Below are 16,053 nucleotides of genomic sequence, written 5' to 3' on the forward strand. Positions count from 1 at the left end.
AACAAAGGTTGAGCCCAAACTCCGAAGGCACTTGAAGGCGCTAGACTACTTCCCAGCGCAAATTAGGTGGACGCAGTCTGAATTCAGAGTCGGCCGGTCGGCGGAAAACTGCAAGGTCGAACGGATCGGCGCTTGACTGGTTAGGCTGCCATTGATTCATTCTTATGGATCATTAGTGAGCGAACCGTTAAAGCGCGCGACAAGCTCGTCGGCAAGCTGCCGGCCACCGGCGAGTTGCTGCGCGGTTCGTAGCTGGAGCGCACCGTCCGACATACCAAAGGCTGTCCTAAATGCGCGCGCGGCGAAGGGCACAGGTGTTCGTGCTCACCCTGACATACGCCGGCGGCCGAAGCGCTCAACGGCTTCTACCGCGAAGTACGTCGGACCTGGCTGCGTTGTCTGAGACGGCGGAGCCAGAAAAGTCGGCGCATGGGCTGGTCCGAGTTCGACACCCTGACGGCACGCTTCCGTCTGCTCGTTCCACGCATCACTCGCACTTGGGCACAGGCGCGGATATGACGCGGGTTACCCCCGGGAACAGCCGGGTGCGGGAAAGCCGCCCGCCCGGATCTGTGAGGGCAAAGCCGAATGGCCGAGCTACTCGACCACGATCATAAGACTAGGGCACGTTGACTGGCGGCAGGGACGCGGTCAGCCGCGGCACGAAGCTATCTTGGTGCCGGCCGCGTGCTGCCAACACTATTGTAAGCGCCACAAAAACGATCAGAAGTCCACGCATTCCGAAGAATTCCCCGCCAACTCCATCGCAATTATGAAACGGCTGACACCTGATGCGCTTGCTCTAAGCTCGCCGCGAAATTGCCGCCGCGTTCAATGCAGGCTGTTAGGCTTGCAAAGTCGAAAAGATAAGCCCACTCAGTCGTCAAAAATCAATATTCCTTGTATTTCCGAGTAAGTCTGCGAACTATCGGGTGGTCAGCTTGAAAAATGCACCGCGTGCGTATGATGTCCTTGTGGCGGTAAGACGTGGCCCGCTGCGATGCCGATCTCGCGATGCCAGCCCATGCACCGGTAAATTCCGGCATAGGGAGCCGTGGCTCCTGGCTCATGATCCTGGTCAAATGGCTCGCTGTTAGACTCGCGCAGATAACGCCCGTTCTTATAGCTCGCGATTCGTCATCTCTCAATCGGCTAGCTTAACTTTGCCTAAAGCCATCCATTCGGGCGCAGAGTTGATCTGAAAAGCTAGCTGAGCCCGCCTTCTGGCCTTCTGCGAGCGTGCTTGTTTATCTTTCGACAGTGCGCCCCGCAGATTGCCGCCAGTGCGGAGGAGCCCGCGCCATCGCGAGTGTACTTAGAGCTATGGCCGCGATCGTATCGTGCGTTTTTTCATTGCCTGTGCAGCGTTAATGCGCCGAGTGCCTGTTGGCGCGGTAAAACATCGATTCGTTGAACGAGAGTCGTGTTGGACGCTGAAGCGGCATGATCTTTCCCGATATCTTTCTGCGCATGACCAAGTACTTTCGCATGGACGCTCTTGACCGTCATCTACTATCGCGGCAACGAGAGCCATTATAGATCGAGAGAAAGAATGATGGATGCGATTGATCAAGCGAACGGTTCGGAATTGCCGCCCGTCTTGCAGAAGTCATCAAGACGCCTTCCGTGGGTTTTTGGATTTGTCGCCGTCTTCATCGGGCTATGCGTTGGGGGTGCATTTTACTGGCCCCATATCGACCGAATGATCGAGGCGTCAGCGGCACGTGAAGTCGTCCCAATGCCGGCGTTGTCACCTGAAGACAAGGCGGCCCTTTCGGAGATTCGGTCGGGGCAACAGGAGGTGAGCGAGGAGATTTCAGCGCTTAACCGCAACATCGATGCGCAGCAAGCCGATTTGAAACGGATGTTAGATCAAATCGCAGCCCTGACCTCAAGAATTGAGTCTCTGCAGAACATTGCTGCGCCTCTTCCTGCAGATATTCGTCCGCCAGCAGCCCAGGCCGCTTCAAAGCCGACTACAAGAGCCACTCGCCCGCCTAAACCAGAAGGGCCGGTTTCCGTCGGGGGCGCACCGCTGGTTCCCGAGCCGGAGACGGACCGCCGATGATCCAATCATGAAGCCTCGAGCCTGCCAGACATGGCGTCACTGAGAGGATGCAAGTCGAACTAAGAGCGAAGATCGCGCTGCTCACGTTTGGTCCTCCCAGTCGCGTTCGGTGAGGAGGACGAGAATGCGGCTCGACCGGTCGAGTCCGAGATCGCTTGTATGGCTCGGGTCTGCGAGAGCAGCCATGGCACCCGCCAGGCCCGCTGCACCGGACGGCGTGGTGGCGAGGCCATCATGGGCGGAGAGTACGCGAACAGCATCCACCAATTCCGCCTCGGGCACGGTAATGGCCCGAGCGCCGTGACGCCTGAGCACCGCAACGGCGGGCGCACTCGCCTGGCCGCAGGAGAGCATCTCCGCGGATGTTCGAAGATCGCCTATCACCCGAATCGGGCGACCGGCCGCGAGCGCGGGCGCAAGACACGCGGCGGTTTCCGGCTCGACCGTCACGATGCATTCCGGAGGTGCCAGCCAGCCCGAGAGGCCCTCGGCGATGGCAGCGGCGAGTCCGCCGACACCAGCTTGTATAAAGACGTGTGTCGGACGCCCATGGCCGGCGAAGTCTACTTGATCGCGGATTTCCGCCGCCGTGACGCCGTATCCCGCCATGACGTCGCAAACGATGGGGTCGTTCGGATCGTCGGTCGTGTCGGCGACAAGAATGCCGGCGCCTTGGCAGGCCGCGGCTGCGGCCGCATCAACTGCATTGTCGTAGGTGCCCGGCACCCACACGATCTCGGCACTCTGATTCTCGATGCGGCGCGCGCGCGCGTTCGGCACGCCCTCGTGCAGGAACACGCGGGCGGGCGCCCCGGCAAAGCGCGCGGCGGCAGCTACCGCGAGCCCGTGATTACCGTCACTGGCGCAGACCAGGGTCGGCTGCCCCTTAGGTCGGGCCGCGAGAAGGTCGGCCACCTGCATGCGCGAGGCCCGGGCGAGCGCACGCAACCCGGCATAGGTGCCACCAAGCGACTTGAAGCTGCCGAGCATGCGGCGGCCCTCGTCTTTCGCTAGCACCTGCGCCACTCCGAGCCGCTCCGCCAGCGCCGGAAGGTTCAGGAGTGGCGTCGGCGCGTATGCGGGATCGAGGCCGGCGAGCTCGGCTGCGATCGCATTGACTGGTGAAGAAGAGGTGCTGTTCATGCGTTGATCTTGCCCGCTACAGGTGACGGCTGCTGCCGGAGCGTTGCACAGCAACTGTTTCCGCCGATCATAACCAGCTGTACCTGCGAGCACCACCCTCGACGACTTCGATCGCGCGCTTCTCGCGGAGGCCCTTTTCGTGCTCGCGTCCGCCTCCGCAAATTTAAATGCGCATCTGCGCAATGATCTGAGAGTTTTATCGGCAGGAAGTCTCTGCGAGCCGTAAGAAGTCTGTGAGCAGCACGTGCCATCGTTGCGTAAGTATGAATTCGGGGTGAAACGGCAGGCCGTAAGTTGGTTGATAACGATGTGCGAGAGCCATGACCTCGCCCTCTTCCGAACGCGCTGTCACCATGAGATCCCGCGAGAAGACCTCGTCGAACTCGACGACAAGAGAATGGTAGCGGCCGACGCAAAGTGGGGACGGGAGTCCTGTGAAAAGCCCCCGGCCGTCATGGCTAATATGCGAGGCCCGTCCATGCAGACCTGCGCGCACGACGCGTCCGCCGAAAACGCTCCCAATACACTGATGTCCGAGGCAGATGCCGGCGGTTCAAGGTCTGCCAATTCCTCTAAGTCCTCCAGAGGGAATGGCAGAGCGTTTTTGATGTCGGTAATGGATTGGACATTAGCTTCACACAACATTTCGAAGCAGCGCCGAATGAGGTGAGGCGATTCTATTTCCATTTTACCGTCAAATGGTTCACCTTTGCGCCATCGGCGCCGTGCGTAATCATCCATAAGCGCTTGGCCGACAAATCATCCAAGATGTCGAGCGACTTGCAGCGCATTATCATTGCACTGACCGAAACGCCCCATCTCTCCTTAAGACTGAGCATGCCATCCAATGTTGGGGCGTATAGCTCGTCTAGGAAGTCACGCTCAGGAAGCAGCATAAAACTTGCAAACTGGTCAGCATGCTTCTCCAAGATCTTATAAGTCGTGCGGTTGTTTAGATACTCTTGTGTCACCTTCCGATGAAGTAAAACGTGTGCGAGTTCATGCAGTGCATCAAGGCGCTGTCTCGATGCGCTCGCCTTGTCTCGTGATAACATAATGAAGGGAATGCCAAACCGGTCAGACCATTGCGAAAAAGCATCCACCTTTTCCGCGCGAACGTGAATACGAGAAACAAGAATACCGCTTTCTTCAATACGGACGGCGACCGGCCATCCCCATACTGGAACACAAGGTGGTGCAACGGCAATTCTTGTGGGTCTGGAGTCGATTTACGAGACGCACGTCTCGCATGCTTGTACGGCGTCTGATCGGACGATCGGTCCAGGCTCCCTGCACAACCCGCGCAACGGACTCATTGAGGAGCGCGGCTAACAGGAATTCGAAAACAAGCTCGTCTCAGTATCATCTTGGGGCCGGCCCTCGCGCAGGCAAGGCACCCTCCTGGCGCGGCATGTCTGAAGAGTACGGGCCTTCAGTTCGCCCATCCCGAACGACCGTCGCGGAGGCGCCGCGATATAACATCAGCACAGATTCCCGGGACGGCATCTCGACGGAGCGAGGTCGCGCCTGCGCCTCCGCCACAAGACCATTGAGCGTCTGATCCACGAGTGCGATGAAGCGTGGTGGACCGGACGCAAGGACTAGGCCATTTCCCGGAGCCGATCTCATGATGTAGCGTTCGTCGGAAATGGCGAGCGCATCGAGGGTTGCCTTGAGCGCGTCGCAGCTGATTGATGTTAGGAGAAGCAGACGAGTTTGCGCTTCCTTTGCGGTAGAGACGTAAAGCACGAGCCCATCGTAATACCATTGAAGATTGTAGAGCTGAGTCAGATGGTCAAGGAACTCGCGCGGTGGCAGGTCCGGCATGTGCCCGCGAATCCGACCCTTCACCTCGGCGCTGATGGTGACTTTAATATTGAGGTTGTTGCCGAATTCCTGCAGCGCGGCAGAAAGCTCCTGATCCAGAACCGTATACCGGTAAGGGGTCGAGGGCAGCGACAGGGGAGCGCCGCGCGCGATCTGTATTCCGCCGGAAACGAAAACGGCGACACACAGAACTCCGTTCAAAACGTGCGGGATTATGGATCGGATGAGCATTCATGGTTCTCTTTGACTTTAAACTAACAGGAGTACGTTTGGTACGTGAACGCGAAACGTGATCTTTAGATGGCGATGTGCGGGCGAACTCGTCAGCTTGTCGTCAGCTGGCCTGTCTAGGACATTAAGCCGCTAATCGGCTTGAACGGCTGGTCGTATCACATCTCGATGAGAGCGAGTCTTTCCATGATGATGTTAGGCGCTGCGCCGATTTCTCACAATCTAGAAGGCCTGTCCAAGGCCTCGTCGGCAACAGTGGTCGACGCGCAGGTCCAGTTTCAGCAGAGTCTCTTGCAAGCGGCTTCGGTTCAAGACCTTGCGCCTTCAGTAACGGCAGCGGCGGCCGTTCCGCCGACATCCGAGGTATCGCGTGCAACAACACAGGCGAGCCCGCTGGGCGATCGCATCCTCCAAAATCTTTCTGCGATGTATCCGGTCAATGCAGTTCCAAAAGGTGCGGAGGCCGGGCCGGCGTCGGAGCCCCTTTTGCTGCAACCGGGCAAAGCGGAAGCAGGTGTGCCGGGCACCCCCAGTGGCGCGGGTGACTTCGAGGCGATGTTGGCGAATTTGAAGGATGTTTCTGACAGCGCCATCCAGGTAACACTCATTTCAAATGGCATCGGTAGCCTCGGTTCATCTCTGAACAAGCTGATATCGGCGGGCTGAGTGGGGCGAATGATTGGTTTAATCTATCGCGAAAGCGGTCAGGCGCGCCCATTCCGCAAGCGGGTTCAACTTCTGGCTCTGCTGCCGCTCCTGCTTGCCCTGGTTGGTTGCAAAGCCGATCTCTACACGAAAGTTCAGGAGCGTGAGGCCAATGAGATGCTTGCGGTCCTCCTCAAAAACGGGGTCGATGCGCTCCGCGTTGCCGCTAAGGACGGGACTATCACGATCCAGGTCGAGCAGACTCAGATTGCTTCCGCAATCGACCTGCTGAATGGCGAAGGGTTGCCGCGCCACGCTTTCAAGAGTCTCGGCGAAGTGTTCAGCGCGGCGGGTCTGATTGCTTCGCCAATCGAGGAGCGCGCCCGTTACGTCTATGCGCTGAGCGAGGAATTATCTCGCACGATCAGTGATATCGATGGTGTCCTCTCGGCGCGCGTCCACGTTGTTCTGCCAAAGAACGACCTGTTGCGACGTGACACCACGCCATCTTCGGCGTCGGTTTTCATCCGGCATGACTCGAGGGCAAATCTCTCAATTTTGCTGCCGCAGATTAAAATGCTCGTCGCCAACAGCATCGAGGGCTTATCCTATGACAAGGTGGCTGTTGTTTTCGTCTCAGTCGAGCGGCCCGCACTAGAGCCGCGACCGGCGGCTGCGGCTGGTTTCGCCCAAGCATCTGGAGTCATTTCAACGCCATTGGTTGCGGTTGGCATGGGGCTCGGCGGGTCTGTATTCGGCGTGCTATCCTGCGTCTTGCTGAGCGCTCGTGGGCGTCAGCGCAGGCAATCATCTCAGAAAGTTAGCGCTGTTGGTGGGCGCTCGGGTGTCTCTGCTATCGAGATGATTCGCAAAGCGACTAAGCCTAATGCGGCGTAGTGTGGTATCCGACATGACGAGACCGAATCCGTCTGCCGAGCGGCATGATCCGCTGAAATTAGCCTCTGTAGGTATTCGTAAGCTTGCTGCCACGATTCATCCGACCCGCCTTGCCGCGCGACTTGACGCGAACCTCTCGGCCGCGACGTTGGCGCGACTGCAGAAGAGTCCTAGGCTGCAGATAAGACTGCAAGCGTTGCTGCTTGAAGATGAAATGGGCTTGAACGGAAGTGACTTCGGGCCAGACCTTCTCCTCGGGCATGATCCGAGCAGGGCTGCCCTGCTCGCCGGCGGCATTTGGCATGCCCGTTCGCTGACAAGGCTGATTTCAAAGCACGATGTCGCCGTTCTGGTCGAGCACGTCGGTACCGAGGTGCAGGCTTTCGGGATCCGACATGCAGCGCATGCGGTTTCGACCAGATTAATTGCTGATCCTCAACAACTCGCGCTAGGGATTGAAGACGATGGACATGCCTGCCTCGGCGCTTGGCTCGATGAAGCGTCAACGCTTGATTGCCGCCGCGTGCTTCTACGCCTAGCTGTCGGAACGGCCGCCGACAATCCTGCGACTGAACACCGCGATGCCGCGGGCCAAGTGTTTTCGCCGGTGTTGGCCCAATTGGCGAGGGAGGCCCCAGCGGGATGACAGCCGACGAAACTGTGCCGCCCGTCGCTCCGCACATCCGCCCGCTTGGGCCACTCATAGCGGCGAGGGATCTCGAGATTTGGCAGAGCGCCCTCGAGGCGCGTGCCGTAGCCGAGCGCAATCTGAAGCGGGTTCGCGGCTGGGCGCGCAGAGCTTATCAGAAGGAGCGTGCGCGCGGCCATGCCGAGGGGGTGAGGGCCGGCGCCGAGGAAATGGCACAGCTGGTCGCGCAGGCTGCCTCGGAAGTGGCACGACGAAGGGCCCTTTTGGAGCAGGAACTGTCAGCGCTCGTGATGGACATCGTAACTGATCTATTGGGCGATTTCGATCCCGGCGAGATGTTGGTGAGGACGGTTCGTCACACGATTTCGCACAGATATGGCGGGGCGAAACTGTCCCTTCATGCGTCCCCCATGGATGCTGATGTGCTTACGCGCGAATTTGCTGCGTGCGACGGACGGGAGGACCGGCCCGCGGTCCGAATTATTCCGGATCCGGCGCTGTCAGCGAACGAATGCGTGCTGTGGAGCGAATTTGGCAATATCCATCTCGGACTTGACGCGCAGCTCCGCGCACTGCGTTTGGGCTTTGGGTTAGATCATGAGGCAGGCGAATAGTGACGGCGCCGAGACCAGACCATAGCTGTCCTGATGGAGATGGGACTCTGCACGCGGCGCTGGCTCGTCTGCGAACTACGGCCAGGCATGTGGACACGCGTGTCGTACGCGGGCGGATCACGCGGGCGATCGGCACGTTGATCCATGCAGTTTTGCCGGATGCTCGTATTGGAGAAGTTTGTGTGCTCAAGGATCCGCGCACGGGATGGTCGCTTGAGGCCGAGGTGATCGGTCTCTTGCAGGACGGCGTGTTGCTGACGCCGATCGGTGACCTGCAAGGCATGTCCGGCCGCGCAGAAGTCGTTGCCACTGGCCGAATGCACGAAGTGCCGGTCGGCCCCAATTTGCTTGGCCGGGTGATCGACAGCTTCGGCCGTCCCCTCGATGGCAAGGGCGCAGTCAAAGCCGTGGAGACGCGTCCGCTGCGCGGCAAAGCGCCAAATCCAATGACGAGGTGCATCATCGATCGCCCTCTGCCACTCGGTGTTCGCGCCTTGGATGGTCTTCTGACATGCGGCGAAGGCCAGCGCATCGGCATTTATGGAGAGCCTGGTGGCGGCAAGTCGACGTTATTGTCGCAGATCGTAAAAGGCGCGGTCGCTGACGTGATCGTGGTTGCGCTGATAGGCGAGCGTGGACGCGAAGTGCGTGAATTCATCGAGCGGCATCTTGGGGAGACAGCCCTCCGCCGCACGGTCGTCGTCGTTGAGACCTCCGATCGCTCAGCGACGGAGCGGGCGCAATGTGCTTATACGGCAACCGCGCTCGCCGAATATTTTCGCGAACAAGGGCTGCGCGTCGTTCTAATGATGGATTCATTGACGCGATTTAGCCGCGCTATGCGCGAGATCGGGCTTGCTGCCGGTGAGCCACCGACCCGCCGGGGCTTTCCTCCCTCTGTCTTTGCAATGTTGCCAGGTTTGCTGGAGCGCGCTGGTATGAGTGAGCGTGGCTCAATCACGGCCTTCTATACCGTGCTTGTGGAAGGTGACGGCACGGGCGATCCAATCGCCGAGGAAACGCGTGGCATTCTCGATGGTCATATCGTTCTTTCACGCTCTCTCGCGGCGCGGGCGCATTTTCCCGCCATCGATGTACTGTCGAGCCGCAGCCGCGTCATGGATGCCGTCGTATCTGCACCGCATCGCAAGGCAGCATCCCTCTTCCGTGATCTTATCTCCCGTCATGCAGAGGCGGAATTTTTGATCAAGGTTGGCGAATACAAGCAAGGCAGCGATCCGCTGACGGACCGAGCTGTCGCTTCGATCGATGATCTGCGCGAGTTTTTACGCCAAGGTGAAAACGATGCGTCCACTTTTGAGGAAACCGTCACATGGATGTGCCGTCTGACCGCATGAGTTGCATACACGTTTCGAGCTTGCGGCAAGTGAAGGATATGCGCGAGCGTAGTGCTCGTAGTGAGTTGTCCAATATGGAAGCCAAGCGTCATATCGCGACCTCGGCCGCGGAGCACGCATGGCAGGAACTTGCAATTGCTGAAAAGCATCATACACAGGCCCAGGCGGAGGTTTACCAACAATTGATGTCGGTCGGTACCTTGTCCGTCGTTGAACTCGATCATTGCCAGCTCACCCTTGAGAGGCTCGCGATTGAGATCACCTCGAAACGCCGCACACTTGAGGAGGCGCGTATCGCTCAAAAGCAGGCCGAGACAGCGGCATCCGAGAGGCGTGCGCACTGGGCGAAGCGTTCCGCAGCGACTCATAAATGGCGACAAATCGAGACCGACGTCCGGCGTGCGGCCGATACCCATTCGGAAGTGACAGCCGAGCTAGAGGCTGATGATGAAGTCTTGCTTCGCCATGGGAGGGGTTTGCCCACGCCGGTGGCGGGCGGTTCAATTTGATGACCGCTAGTCCAGTTGGGAAGCAAATGCGCTGCCCTGTACAGCCGCCTCCTGCAACCCGCGCGGACGCATACGTGAGGTACGAGCCGGGCCAGAGTCTAACGCAGAGTCTCGTCTCGTGGCTTAACAGAAACGTGCGGCCCTCCGCCTCTTTGCGAAGTAATCTTTGTGACAAGCCGCTATCGGTGCGACTGGAACGAGTTGTGTGGCAGGAGGAGCCTCCGGCTCTGTCGATGCTCGATTGCGTTTGGGGCCTCGGCGATGATGCGCTCGTGTTGTCGATGCCGCATGCGCTTGCCGAGGCCTTGATCTCGACAGTACAGAGTGGCCTAGCTTTACTTTCCGAGCCAAGTTGTTCGCTGGTTCTCGAACTTGCACTTGAACCGTTGCTCGCGCGCCTGGAGACTGAGACAGAGCAGCAACTGCGACTCCTTCATGTTGGAAAGGCCGAGAAGAACGGGCCTTATATCGAACTCGACATCATCTACGGTCCGGTCAGTGGCAAAGGTCGCCTATTTCTTTTCTCGCCTCTTGATGGACCGATACCGCCGGCGTTCCGCGCCTTAGGCGAGCTGCTCGGCCAATTGCCGCGACAGTTGTGTGAGGTCTCCGCACAGTTACCCGTTACAGTTGCAGGAGAGATCGGTTCCCTCCGGGCGTCAGCCTCGCTTCTTCGCAAAACGCGTAAGGGCGACGCTTTGTTGCCGGATGTAATGCCATTCGCCCGCGGTCAGATCATCCTCACTGCGGGCCGGTTATGGACCGCGGCAGATGTCACTGGCAACCGCCTGATCCTGCACGGACCGTTTCGCTTGCGGCCGCGCCCTCTGGAGTATGCGCATATGACGACACTACCCGGTTCACAGCAGCCGCCTTCGGAAGCCGATCTCGACGATATTGAGATTTCGCTTGTCTTTGAATGCGGCCGCTGGCCCATCACGCTGGGAGCCTTGAGAAGCATCAGCGAAGGATATGTATTCGAACTTGGCCGGCCGGTCGATGGCCCGGTCGATATCCTTGCAAACGGCGTACGTATCGGGAGTGGCGACATAGTACGTATTGGGGACGAGCTCGGCGTTAGACTGCGTGGCGGGTTAGCGGGCAATGACTAACATTGAACCAGCAATACTGCCGCTTCTTGCGGTCACGGCCGCGCTCGGCTTGTTGGTCTTCGCTGTCGTCACGACCACGGCGTTCGTAAAGGTATCTGTCGTTCTCTTCCTCGTTCGCAATGCGCTTGGGACCCAGTCGATTCCACCGAACATCGTTCTATACGGCGCGGCATTGATGCTCACCGCTTTCACGAGCGCCCCCGTCTTTGAGCAGAGCTACAATCGAGTCGCCGATCTGCAGCTCCGCTATCAAACGCTCGAGGATTGGGTAGCCGCTGCGAAAGAGGGGCAGGAGCCGCTGCGAGCCTATCTCAAGAACTTCACCAATGAAGAACAGCGAGGCTTCTTCCTGTCCTCGACCGAACGTGTCTGGCCGGAAGAGATGCGCGGCAGAGCCACAGCCGATGATTTTGTCATTCTAGTCCCATCTTTTCTAATCTCAGAACTCAAGCGTGCCTTCGAAATCGGGTTTTTGCTATACCTTCCGTTTATCACTATCGATCTGATCGTAACGACCATTCTGATGGCCATGGGCATGTCAATGGTGTCTCCGACAGTGATCTCAGTTCCTTTCAAGCTGTTCCTATTCGTGGCGATTGACGGCTGGTCGCGGCTTATGCACGGGCTAGTGCTGAGCTATACAACACCTGGAGGGTGAGCATGGATGAGGCCACTATTCTCCCTTATATGAGCCGATCACTGGTGCTTTTCATGACCTGGGTTCTGCCGCCGCTCATTGCAGCGGCGGTCGCCGAAACCGTCATCGGCATCATCCAGGCGGCAACGCAGATCCAGGATCAGACATTGCCACTGACTGTGAAGCTTTTGGTCATTGTTGGGATTATAGGTTTGTTTGCTCCGGTGCTGAGCGCCCCGCTCATCGAACAAGCTAAGCAGATCTTCACTGATTTTCCCGCGCTCACGACGGGCTACTAGCAGCCGCCCGTCATGTATGATCTGTCAACCACCAACACGCAAAGTCTGATCCAGGCAACCATCGAACTCGTCGTTGCTGCCGGCCTTGGTGCGGCCCGCCCCGTGGGCATTATGCTGGTGCTTCCGGTATTTACGCGTCCGCAGATCGGCGGCCTGATCCGCGGTTGCCTGGCCGTTGCACTCGAACTACCATACTTGGCGCACATCGCCGATGGCCTGAAGGAGCTAGATCCGGACACCCGTCTGCTCAAGATCCCGCTACTCGGTCTTAAGGAGACGTGTGTCGGCCTGCTGATCGGCGCCCTGCTCAGTATTCCCCTCTGGAGTCTTCAGGCCGTCGGCGAGTTCATCGACGCGCAACGGGGCATCAGCAGCGTAGTCACTCCCGCCGATCCCGCGACACGCAGTCAGGCTTCGGCGACGGGACTGCTTATCGGTACCACCGCGATCACGATCTTCGTCGTAACGGGGGGGCTGCAAACCATGATCAGCGGGCTTTACGGCAGCTATCTGGTTTGGCCGGCTTATCAGCTTGGACCCACGCTGAGCATGCAAGGGACACTGGAGTTGTGGGGCGTGCTCGACAGCATCATACGTACCGCCGTCCTGGTCTCTGGACCTGTGGTAGCGTTCCTCTTGCTGGCCGACATATCCGCGCTCCTGCTCGGTCGCTTTGCGCCGCAATTCAACCCGCGGGACCTATCTTTGACGATCAAGAATATAGGCTTTGCGATCGTCATGGTCACTTATACGATCTATCTCATCGAATACATGCAATCGGAAATCATGCAGTCGAGCCGAGAGCTGGAGAGGCTTGAAAGGAAACTGAAGTGAGCGACACGAGCGAAGAGAAAACGCTCGCCCCCACTGAAAAGAAGCTAAGCGATTCGCGCAAGAAAGGCGTGGTTCCGCATAGCACGGATCTAGTCAGAGCCCTCAGCGCTTGCGCCGGTCTCGGCTATCTCTGGTTAGAAGCGAGTTCCATCTACGACAAATGTCGTGAAGCGCTCATGCTGACTGACAAGCTGCTTGATAAGCCGTTCAATATTGCGGTCGATCTTGCGCTCGGCGTCTTGCCCGAAGTTGCACTGAGAATTGTTGGCCCGCTTCTTGGGAGTATGGTCACCTGCGCAATTCTGACGACGGTCCTGGCCAATGGTGGATTAGTGTTCTCCTCGGAGCCGATGACGCCGAAATTCGAGAACATTGATCCCATCAACGGACTGAAGCGCATCGCCTCTTTGCGTTCCCTCATCGAGCTTGGCAAGACCTTGTTCAAGGTCTTCTGCCTCGGCGCGATCTTTCTCCTCGTCGTTGTCGGCGCGTGGAAGACACTGGTCTATCTGCCGGTTTGCGGCACGGGCTGCTTCGAGTTCGTGTTCATTCAAGTGAAACTGTTGATCGGGATTGCAAGTGGTGCATTTCTGATCGGCGGATTGGTCGATCTCCTCGTCCAGCGCTGGTTGTTTTTGCGCGGCATGCGCATGACTAAGAGCGATATGAAGCGCGAGGACAAGGAGCAGCAAGGCAGTCCGGAGGTGAAACGCGAACACCGACGCCTTCGGCGGGAGCAGGCGAGCGAGTCTCCACTCGGCGTGCGTCGCGCGACATTGATCTTGACTGGGCGCGAGCTGCTGGTCGGGGTACGCTACATCCGTGGCGAAACGGGCGTCCCGGTCCTGGTTTGCCGCGGCGATGGGGAGGCGGCTTCACGGCTCCTTGATGAAGCGAGGCGCCTTCGTCTCAGTATCGTCGATGATCACGTCCTGGTCCGTGAGCTAATCCGCAACACTAGCCTTGGCAATTCCATTCCTGTCCAGCATTTCGAGGCTGTCGCAAAAGCACTCTTTGCGGCCGGCCAAGTCTAGTTCGTGTTGTGAATGAGGTCGCATCGAATGACTGATGTTCTCGCTATCGAGACGGCTGCACGGTCTGGGTGCCGACAGACGTGGGATCTGATGGCGGCTTGTTGTTAGCTATACCCAAGTTGCTGTTATTGCCGGTCGCGAAGGCTTTGTATGTGGCAACGGGAATGGCCGCACGATTGCCATCACTCGGCACAACGGCCTGATTGTCAATCAAGTCGCGCGGATCGTTGACCATGCCGGCCAAGTTGTTGCGGATCGAGCAGCCAAGCGTCGGATCGAAAGAATTGTCGTTCACTGAAGGGCCGACGATCGCAATCGACGGACAAACGGGAGGGCGCGCCTCGTACGTAATCGCCTCGATTCGGGCGGCAGAGCCATCACGCCTATCGATGAATGGACCGTACAGGCGGATGTTGAGAGCGTCGACGCCCACTGCGCGGGCCTCAGCTGCTATCTGCGCCCCGAGCCGACGTGAGCCGACGATATCAAGATGGAGCGCGTCATACCGACCGCGACTGGTACTCGCTATGAAATAACGCAGACGCTGCCGTTCGGGCCCTCCAAGGGTCTGTAACAGTAAGACGTTCTTCTCCTGTTCAACCAGGATCGCTTGCGCGGTCGGCTCGAGGTAAGTCGGCGCGGTGCTAGCGCAGCCACCTAGACTGGCCGTCAGACCGATGAGGGGGCGCACGAATCGTAATCTCATTGGTCGATCCTCATTCGATGATGTGGCCGGTGCCCCTTGTCGCGCCTGGTACGCTTATCGGGGGAGCACTGCGAACAGGCGAGCGGGTTGCCAATGTGTTCGTCAGACTGCGCGCGAGGTCTGAGGGCGGAGCGATGCGGTCGGTGGGCGCACTCAATTGCTTCGAGTTCGATCTTGGCCGCACGACGTAAGGCGTGACGATGATCACGAGTTCCGTCTCCTCCTGTTGAAATGACGATGAGCGAAATAGCGCACCAAGAATCGGAACGTCGCCGAGCCAGGGGAAAGTCGTGATCTCTGTGCTGAAGTTGCGCCGGATAAGCCCACCAATTGCAAAGCTCTGGCCGCTGGCGAGCTCGACGACCGTGTTCGCACGCCGGGTGGAGAGAGCCGGCACGGAGATGCCGTTGATGTTGACAGCACCTTGTGACGATAGTTCGCTGACTTCAGGCTTCACGCGGATATTGATCTGATTGTTACTGAGAACGGTCGGCACAAACTCCAGGCTGATGCCGAAGTGACGGAACTCGACAGAGACCTGCCGATTGTCCTGCAACACCGGAATGGGAAATTCGCCGCCGGCGAGGAAGCTGGCGGATTCGCCTGACATTGCGGTGAGGTTCGGTTCAGCAAGTACGGAAGCGAGCCGCTCGTGAGCCAGTGCATCGAGCATAGCGCTGACGTTCACATGGCCAGTGTTGACTCCCATCTTCGCCGTACCGCCGCCCTGCGCCGCGCCGTATCCACCACCACTGCCACTGACCAAGCCGAGAGTGAAAGGGCCAGCTTGACCGGAAGCGGAGAGGTTGACGCCGAGCTCCTTCATGGCGCTCCGGGAGACCTCCGCCACCCGCACGCTCAGATTCACCTGCAATGACCCAGCCACCTGAATCTTGTTGACGACGAGCGCACCAGACCCAAGAAACTGCTCGGTCACTTTCATCGCTATGTCGACGATCTCCGCATTGGGCGCCGTACCGCTAAGGATGGCCCCGCGCGGGGTGTAGCTTACCTGGATGGGATAGTCGCCGACCTGGGCTTTCAGCGTGGCGCGCAGATCCTCGATCGGCTGTGTGACGACAACACGCAGTTCAGCGAGAGCCTCCCCGCCCTCGTTCAGTGCGAACAAGCTGGTCCGCCCAGATTTTTTGCCGAAAACGAAGATGGTCTTGTTCGAAGGTGCCTGATAGTCCGCGACCGTAGGATCTGCGATAAAGATGCTCGCAGCTGGCGCTGGCAGATGAATCGTCTTACCCAGCGAAGAGGAAAGGGTCAGCGTTCCGCTAATGCCGTCGGCAGCCATACGCTGCGGCCCACCTCCATCATCCCGCTTGATCTGAGCTACGGCAGCAGCCGGGAATAGCAGGACGACCACGCACAAAAGCTGCGAAAGACAAGGAAGAAAGGTGGACGAAAGGCCGTTGGCGGCGATCGATCCTCGAGTGACGCCGGCATGCTTGTCAAGAATGATGCTCAAGATGGTCTTTTCT

General features: G+C 58.7%; 18 protein-coding genes and 1 pseudogene. 12 read left to right on the plus strand and 7 right to left on the minus strand.

Annotation, left to right across the window (positions count from 1 at the left end; genetic code table 11):
* Positions 1-1,350: 1,350 nt before the first annotated feature.
* Positions 1,351-1,509, minus strand: coding sequence for a hypothetical protein (locus tag IVB05_RS07700; protein WP_247520367.1), 159 nt, complete (start codon positions 1,507-1,509; stop codon positions 1,351-1,353).
* Positions 1,510-1,552: 43 nt separating this feature from the next.
* Here IVB05_RS07700 and IVB05_RS07705 point away from each other — a divergent pair, with 43 nt between their 5' ends.
* A complete protein-coding gene (locus IVB05_RS07705) occupies positions 1,553-2,068 on the plus strand; it encodes a hypothetical protein (protein ID WP_247783765.1) in 516 nt (171 codons plus the stop codon).
* 81 nt (positions 2,069-2,149) lie between these two features.
* On the opposite strand, the gene IVB05_RS07710 is transcribed toward IVB05_RS07705, so the two are convergent.
* The 4 genes and pseudogenes from IVB05_RS07710 to IVB05_RS07725 all read right to left on the minus strand — a co-directional run bounded on the left by IVB05_RS07710 (position 2,150) and on the right by IVB05_RS07725 (position 5,269).
* Positions 2,150-3,211, minus strand: coding sequence for a pyridoxal-phosphate dependent enzyme (locus IVB05_RS07710; RefSeq protein WP_247783766.1), 1,062 nt, complete (start codon positions 3,209-3,211; stop codon positions 2,150-2,152).
* A gap of 196 nt (positions 3,212-3,407) precedes the next feature.
* Positions 3,408-3,758 (minus strand): annotated as a pseudogene (locus tag IVB05_RS07715) (aminodeoxychorismate/anthranilate synthase component II); the annotation flags it as partial.
* Positions 3,759-3,888: 130 nt separating this feature from the next.
* Entirely contained in the window at positions 3,889-4,440 is a 552-nt protein-coding gene (locus tag IVB05_RS07720; protein ID WP_346771874.1) for an ImmA/IrrE family metallo-endopeptidase, read from the minus strand.
* A 133-nt stretch (positions 4,441-4,573) separates the two neighbouring features.
* Positions 4,574-5,269: a nodulation protein NolW gene (locus IVB05_RS07725; protein ID WP_247512586.1), complete on the minus strand. Its 696-nt coding sequence runs from the start codon at positions 5,267-5,269 to the stop codon at positions 4,574-4,576.
* A gap of 186 nt (positions 5,270-5,455) precedes the next feature.
* On the opposite strand from IVB05_RS07725, the gene IVB05_RS07730 reads away from it, so the two are divergent.
* From IVB05_RS07730 to IVB05_RS07780, 11 genes are all read left to right on the plus strand, one after another.
* A complete protein-coding gene (locus IVB05_RS07730; protein WP_247783768.1) occupies positions 5,456-5,935 on the plus strand; it encodes a nodulation protein NolB in 480 nt (159 codons plus the stop codon).
* A 9-nt stretch (positions 5,936-5,944) separates the two neighbouring features.
* A complete protein-coding gene (gene sctJ / locus IVB05_RS07735) occupies positions 5,945-6,811 on the plus strand; it encodes a type III secretion inner membrane ring lipoprotein SctJ (RefSeq protein ID WP_247520366.1) in 867 nt (288 codons plus the stop codon).
* A 13-nt stretch (positions 6,812-6,824) separates the two neighbouring features.
* Positions 6,825-7,457: a nodulation protein NolU gene (locus tag IVB05_RS07740; RefSeq protein ID WP_247512583.1), complete on the plus strand. Its 633-nt coding sequence runs from the start codon at positions 6,825-6,827 to the stop codon at positions 7,455-7,457.
* Positions 7,454-8,074 carry a type III secretion system stator protein SctL gene (sctL, locus tag IVB05_RS07745; RefSeq protein WP_247783769.1) on the plus strand — a complete coding sequence of 207 codons (621 nt, stop codon included), beginning with the start codon at positions 7,454-7,456 and terminating at the stop codon, positions 8,072-8,074. The genes IVB05_RS07740 and sctL overlap by 4 nt, the downstream gene beginning before the upstream one ends.
* Before the next feature lie 47 nt (positions 8,075-8,121).
* Positions 8,122-9,432, plus strand: a complete 1,311-nt coding sequence (sctN, locus tag IVB05_RS07750) for a type III secretion system ATPase SctN (protein WP_247786616.1) — start codon at positions 8,122-8,124, stop codon at positions 9,430-9,432.
* Positions 9,408-9,941, plus strand: a complete 534-nt coding sequence (locus IVB05_RS07755) for a hypothetical protein (RefSeq protein WP_247783770.1) — start codon at positions 9,408-9,410, stop codon at positions 9,939-9,941. Before sctN ends, IVB05_RS07755 begins: the two co-directional genes overlap by 25 nt.
* Positions 9,942-10,174: 233 nt before the next feature.
* The gene (gene sctQ, locus IVB05_RS07760; protein ID WP_346771833.1) at positions 10,175-11,053 is read left to right on the plus strand and encodes a type III secretion system cytoplasmic ring protein SctQ; all 879 of its coding nucleotides are present in this window, start codon (positions 10,175-10,177) and stop codon (positions 11,051-11,053) included.
* Positions 11,046-11,711: a type III secretion system export apparatus subunit SctR gene (gene sctR, locus IVB05_RS07765; RefSeq protein WP_247302560.1), complete on the plus strand. Its 666-nt coding sequence runs from the start codon at positions 11,046-11,048 to the stop codon at positions 11,709-11,711. The genes sctQ and sctR overlap by 8 nt, the downstream gene beginning before the upstream one ends.
* Before the next feature lie 2 nt (positions 11,712-11,713).
* A complete protein-coding gene (locus IVB05_RS07770) occupies positions 11,714-11,989 on the plus strand; it encodes an EscS/YscS/HrcS family type III secretion system export apparatus protein (protein WP_247275802.1) in 276 nt (91 codons plus the stop codon).
* 12 nt (positions 11,990-12,001) lie between these two features.
* Positions 12,002-12,823 carry a type III secretion system export apparatus subunit SctT gene (gene sctT, locus IVB05_RS07775; RefSeq protein WP_247520361.1) on the plus strand — a complete coding sequence of 274 codons (822 nt, stop codon included), beginning with the start codon at positions 12,002-12,004 and terminating at the stop codon, positions 12,821-12,823.
* Positions 12,820-13,857 (plus strand): EscU/YscU/HrcU family type III secretion system export apparatus switch protein, encoded by a 1,038-nt coding sequence (locus tag IVB05_RS07780; protein ID WP_247783772.1) that lies wholly within the window; start codon positions 12,820-12,822, stop codon positions 13,855-13,857. Before sctT ends, IVB05_RS07780 begins: the two co-directional genes overlap by 4 nt.
* A 43-nt stretch (positions 13,858-13,900) precedes the next feature.
* Here IVB05_RS07780 and IVB05_RS07785 read toward each other — a convergent pair whose 3' ends face one another.
* Complete coding sequence (locus tag IVB05_RS07785; RefSeq protein WP_247783773.1) at positions 13,901-14,563, minus strand: CpaD family pilus assembly lipoprotein; 663 nt, start codon at positions 14,561-14,563, stop codon at positions 13,901-13,903.
* A gap of 10 nt (positions 14,564-14,573) precedes the next feature.
* The gene (locus IVB05_RS07790; RefSeq protein WP_247786617.1) at positions 14,574-15,995 is read right to left on the minus strand and encodes a type II and III secretion system protein family protein; all 1,422 of its coding nucleotides are present in this window, start codon (positions 15,993-15,995) and stop codon (positions 14,574-14,576) included.
* Positions 15,996-16,053 lie beyond the last annotated feature (58 nt).

This window comes from Bradyrhizobium sp. 170 (assembly GCF_023101085.1).
Lineage (GTDB): Bacteria > Pseudomonadota > Alphaproteobacteria > Rhizobiales > Xanthobacteraceae > Bradyrhizobium.

Coding starts and splice junctions, on each gene's coding strand:
- IVB05_RS07700 (WP_247520367.1), bottom strand. CDS start 1,509: ATGACGGTCAAGAGCGTCCATGCGAAAGTACTTGGTCATGCGCAGAAA.
- IVB05_RS07705 (WP_247783765.1), top strand. CDS start 1,553: ATGATGGATGCGATTGATCAAGCGAACGGTTCGGAATTGCCGCCCGTC.
- IVB05_RS07710 (WP_247783766.1), bottom strand. CDS start 3,211: ATGAACAGCACCTCTTCTTCACCAGTCAATGCGATCGCAGCCGAGCTC.
- IVB05_RS07725 (WP_247512586.1), bottom strand. CDS start 5,269: ATGCTCATCCGATCCATAATCCCGCACGTTTTGAACGGAGTTCTGTGT.
- IVB05_RS07730 (WP_247783768.1), top strand. CDS start 5,456: ATGATGATGTTAGGCGCTGCGCCGATTTCTCACAATCTAGAAGGCCTG.
- sctJ (WP_247520366.1), top strand. CDS start 5,945: ATGATTGGTTTAATCTATCGCGAAAGCGGTCAGGCGCGCCCATTCCGC.
- IVB05_RS07740 (WP_247512583.1), top strand. CDS start 6,825: ATGACGAGACCGAATCCGTCTGCCGAGCGGCATGATCCGCTGAAATTA.
- sctL (WP_247783769.1), top strand. CDS start 7,454: ATGACAGCCGACGAAACTGTGCCGCCCGTCGCTCCGCACATCCGCCCG.
- IVB05_RS07755 (WP_247783770.1), top strand. CDS start 9,408: ATGGATGTGCCGTCTGACCGCATGAGTTGCATACACGTTTCGAGCTTG.
- sctQ (WP_346771833.1), top strand. CDS start 10,175: ATGCTCGATTGCGTTTGGGGCCTCGGCGATGATGCGCTCGTGTTGTCG.
- sctR (WP_247302560.1), top strand. CDS start 11,046: ATGACTAACATTGAACCAGCAATACTGCCGCTTCTTGCGGTCACGGCC.
- IVB05_RS07770 (WP_247275802.1), top strand. CDS start 11,714: ATGGATGAGGCCACTATTCTCCCTTATATGAGCCGATCACTGGTGCTT.
- sctT (WP_247520361.1), top strand. CDS start 12,002: ATGTATGATCTGTCAACCACCAACACGCAAAGTCTGATCCAGGCAACC.
- IVB05_RS07785 (WP_247783773.1), bottom strand. CDS start 14,563: ATGAGATTACGATTCGTGCGCCCCCTCATCGGTCTGACGGCCAGTCTA.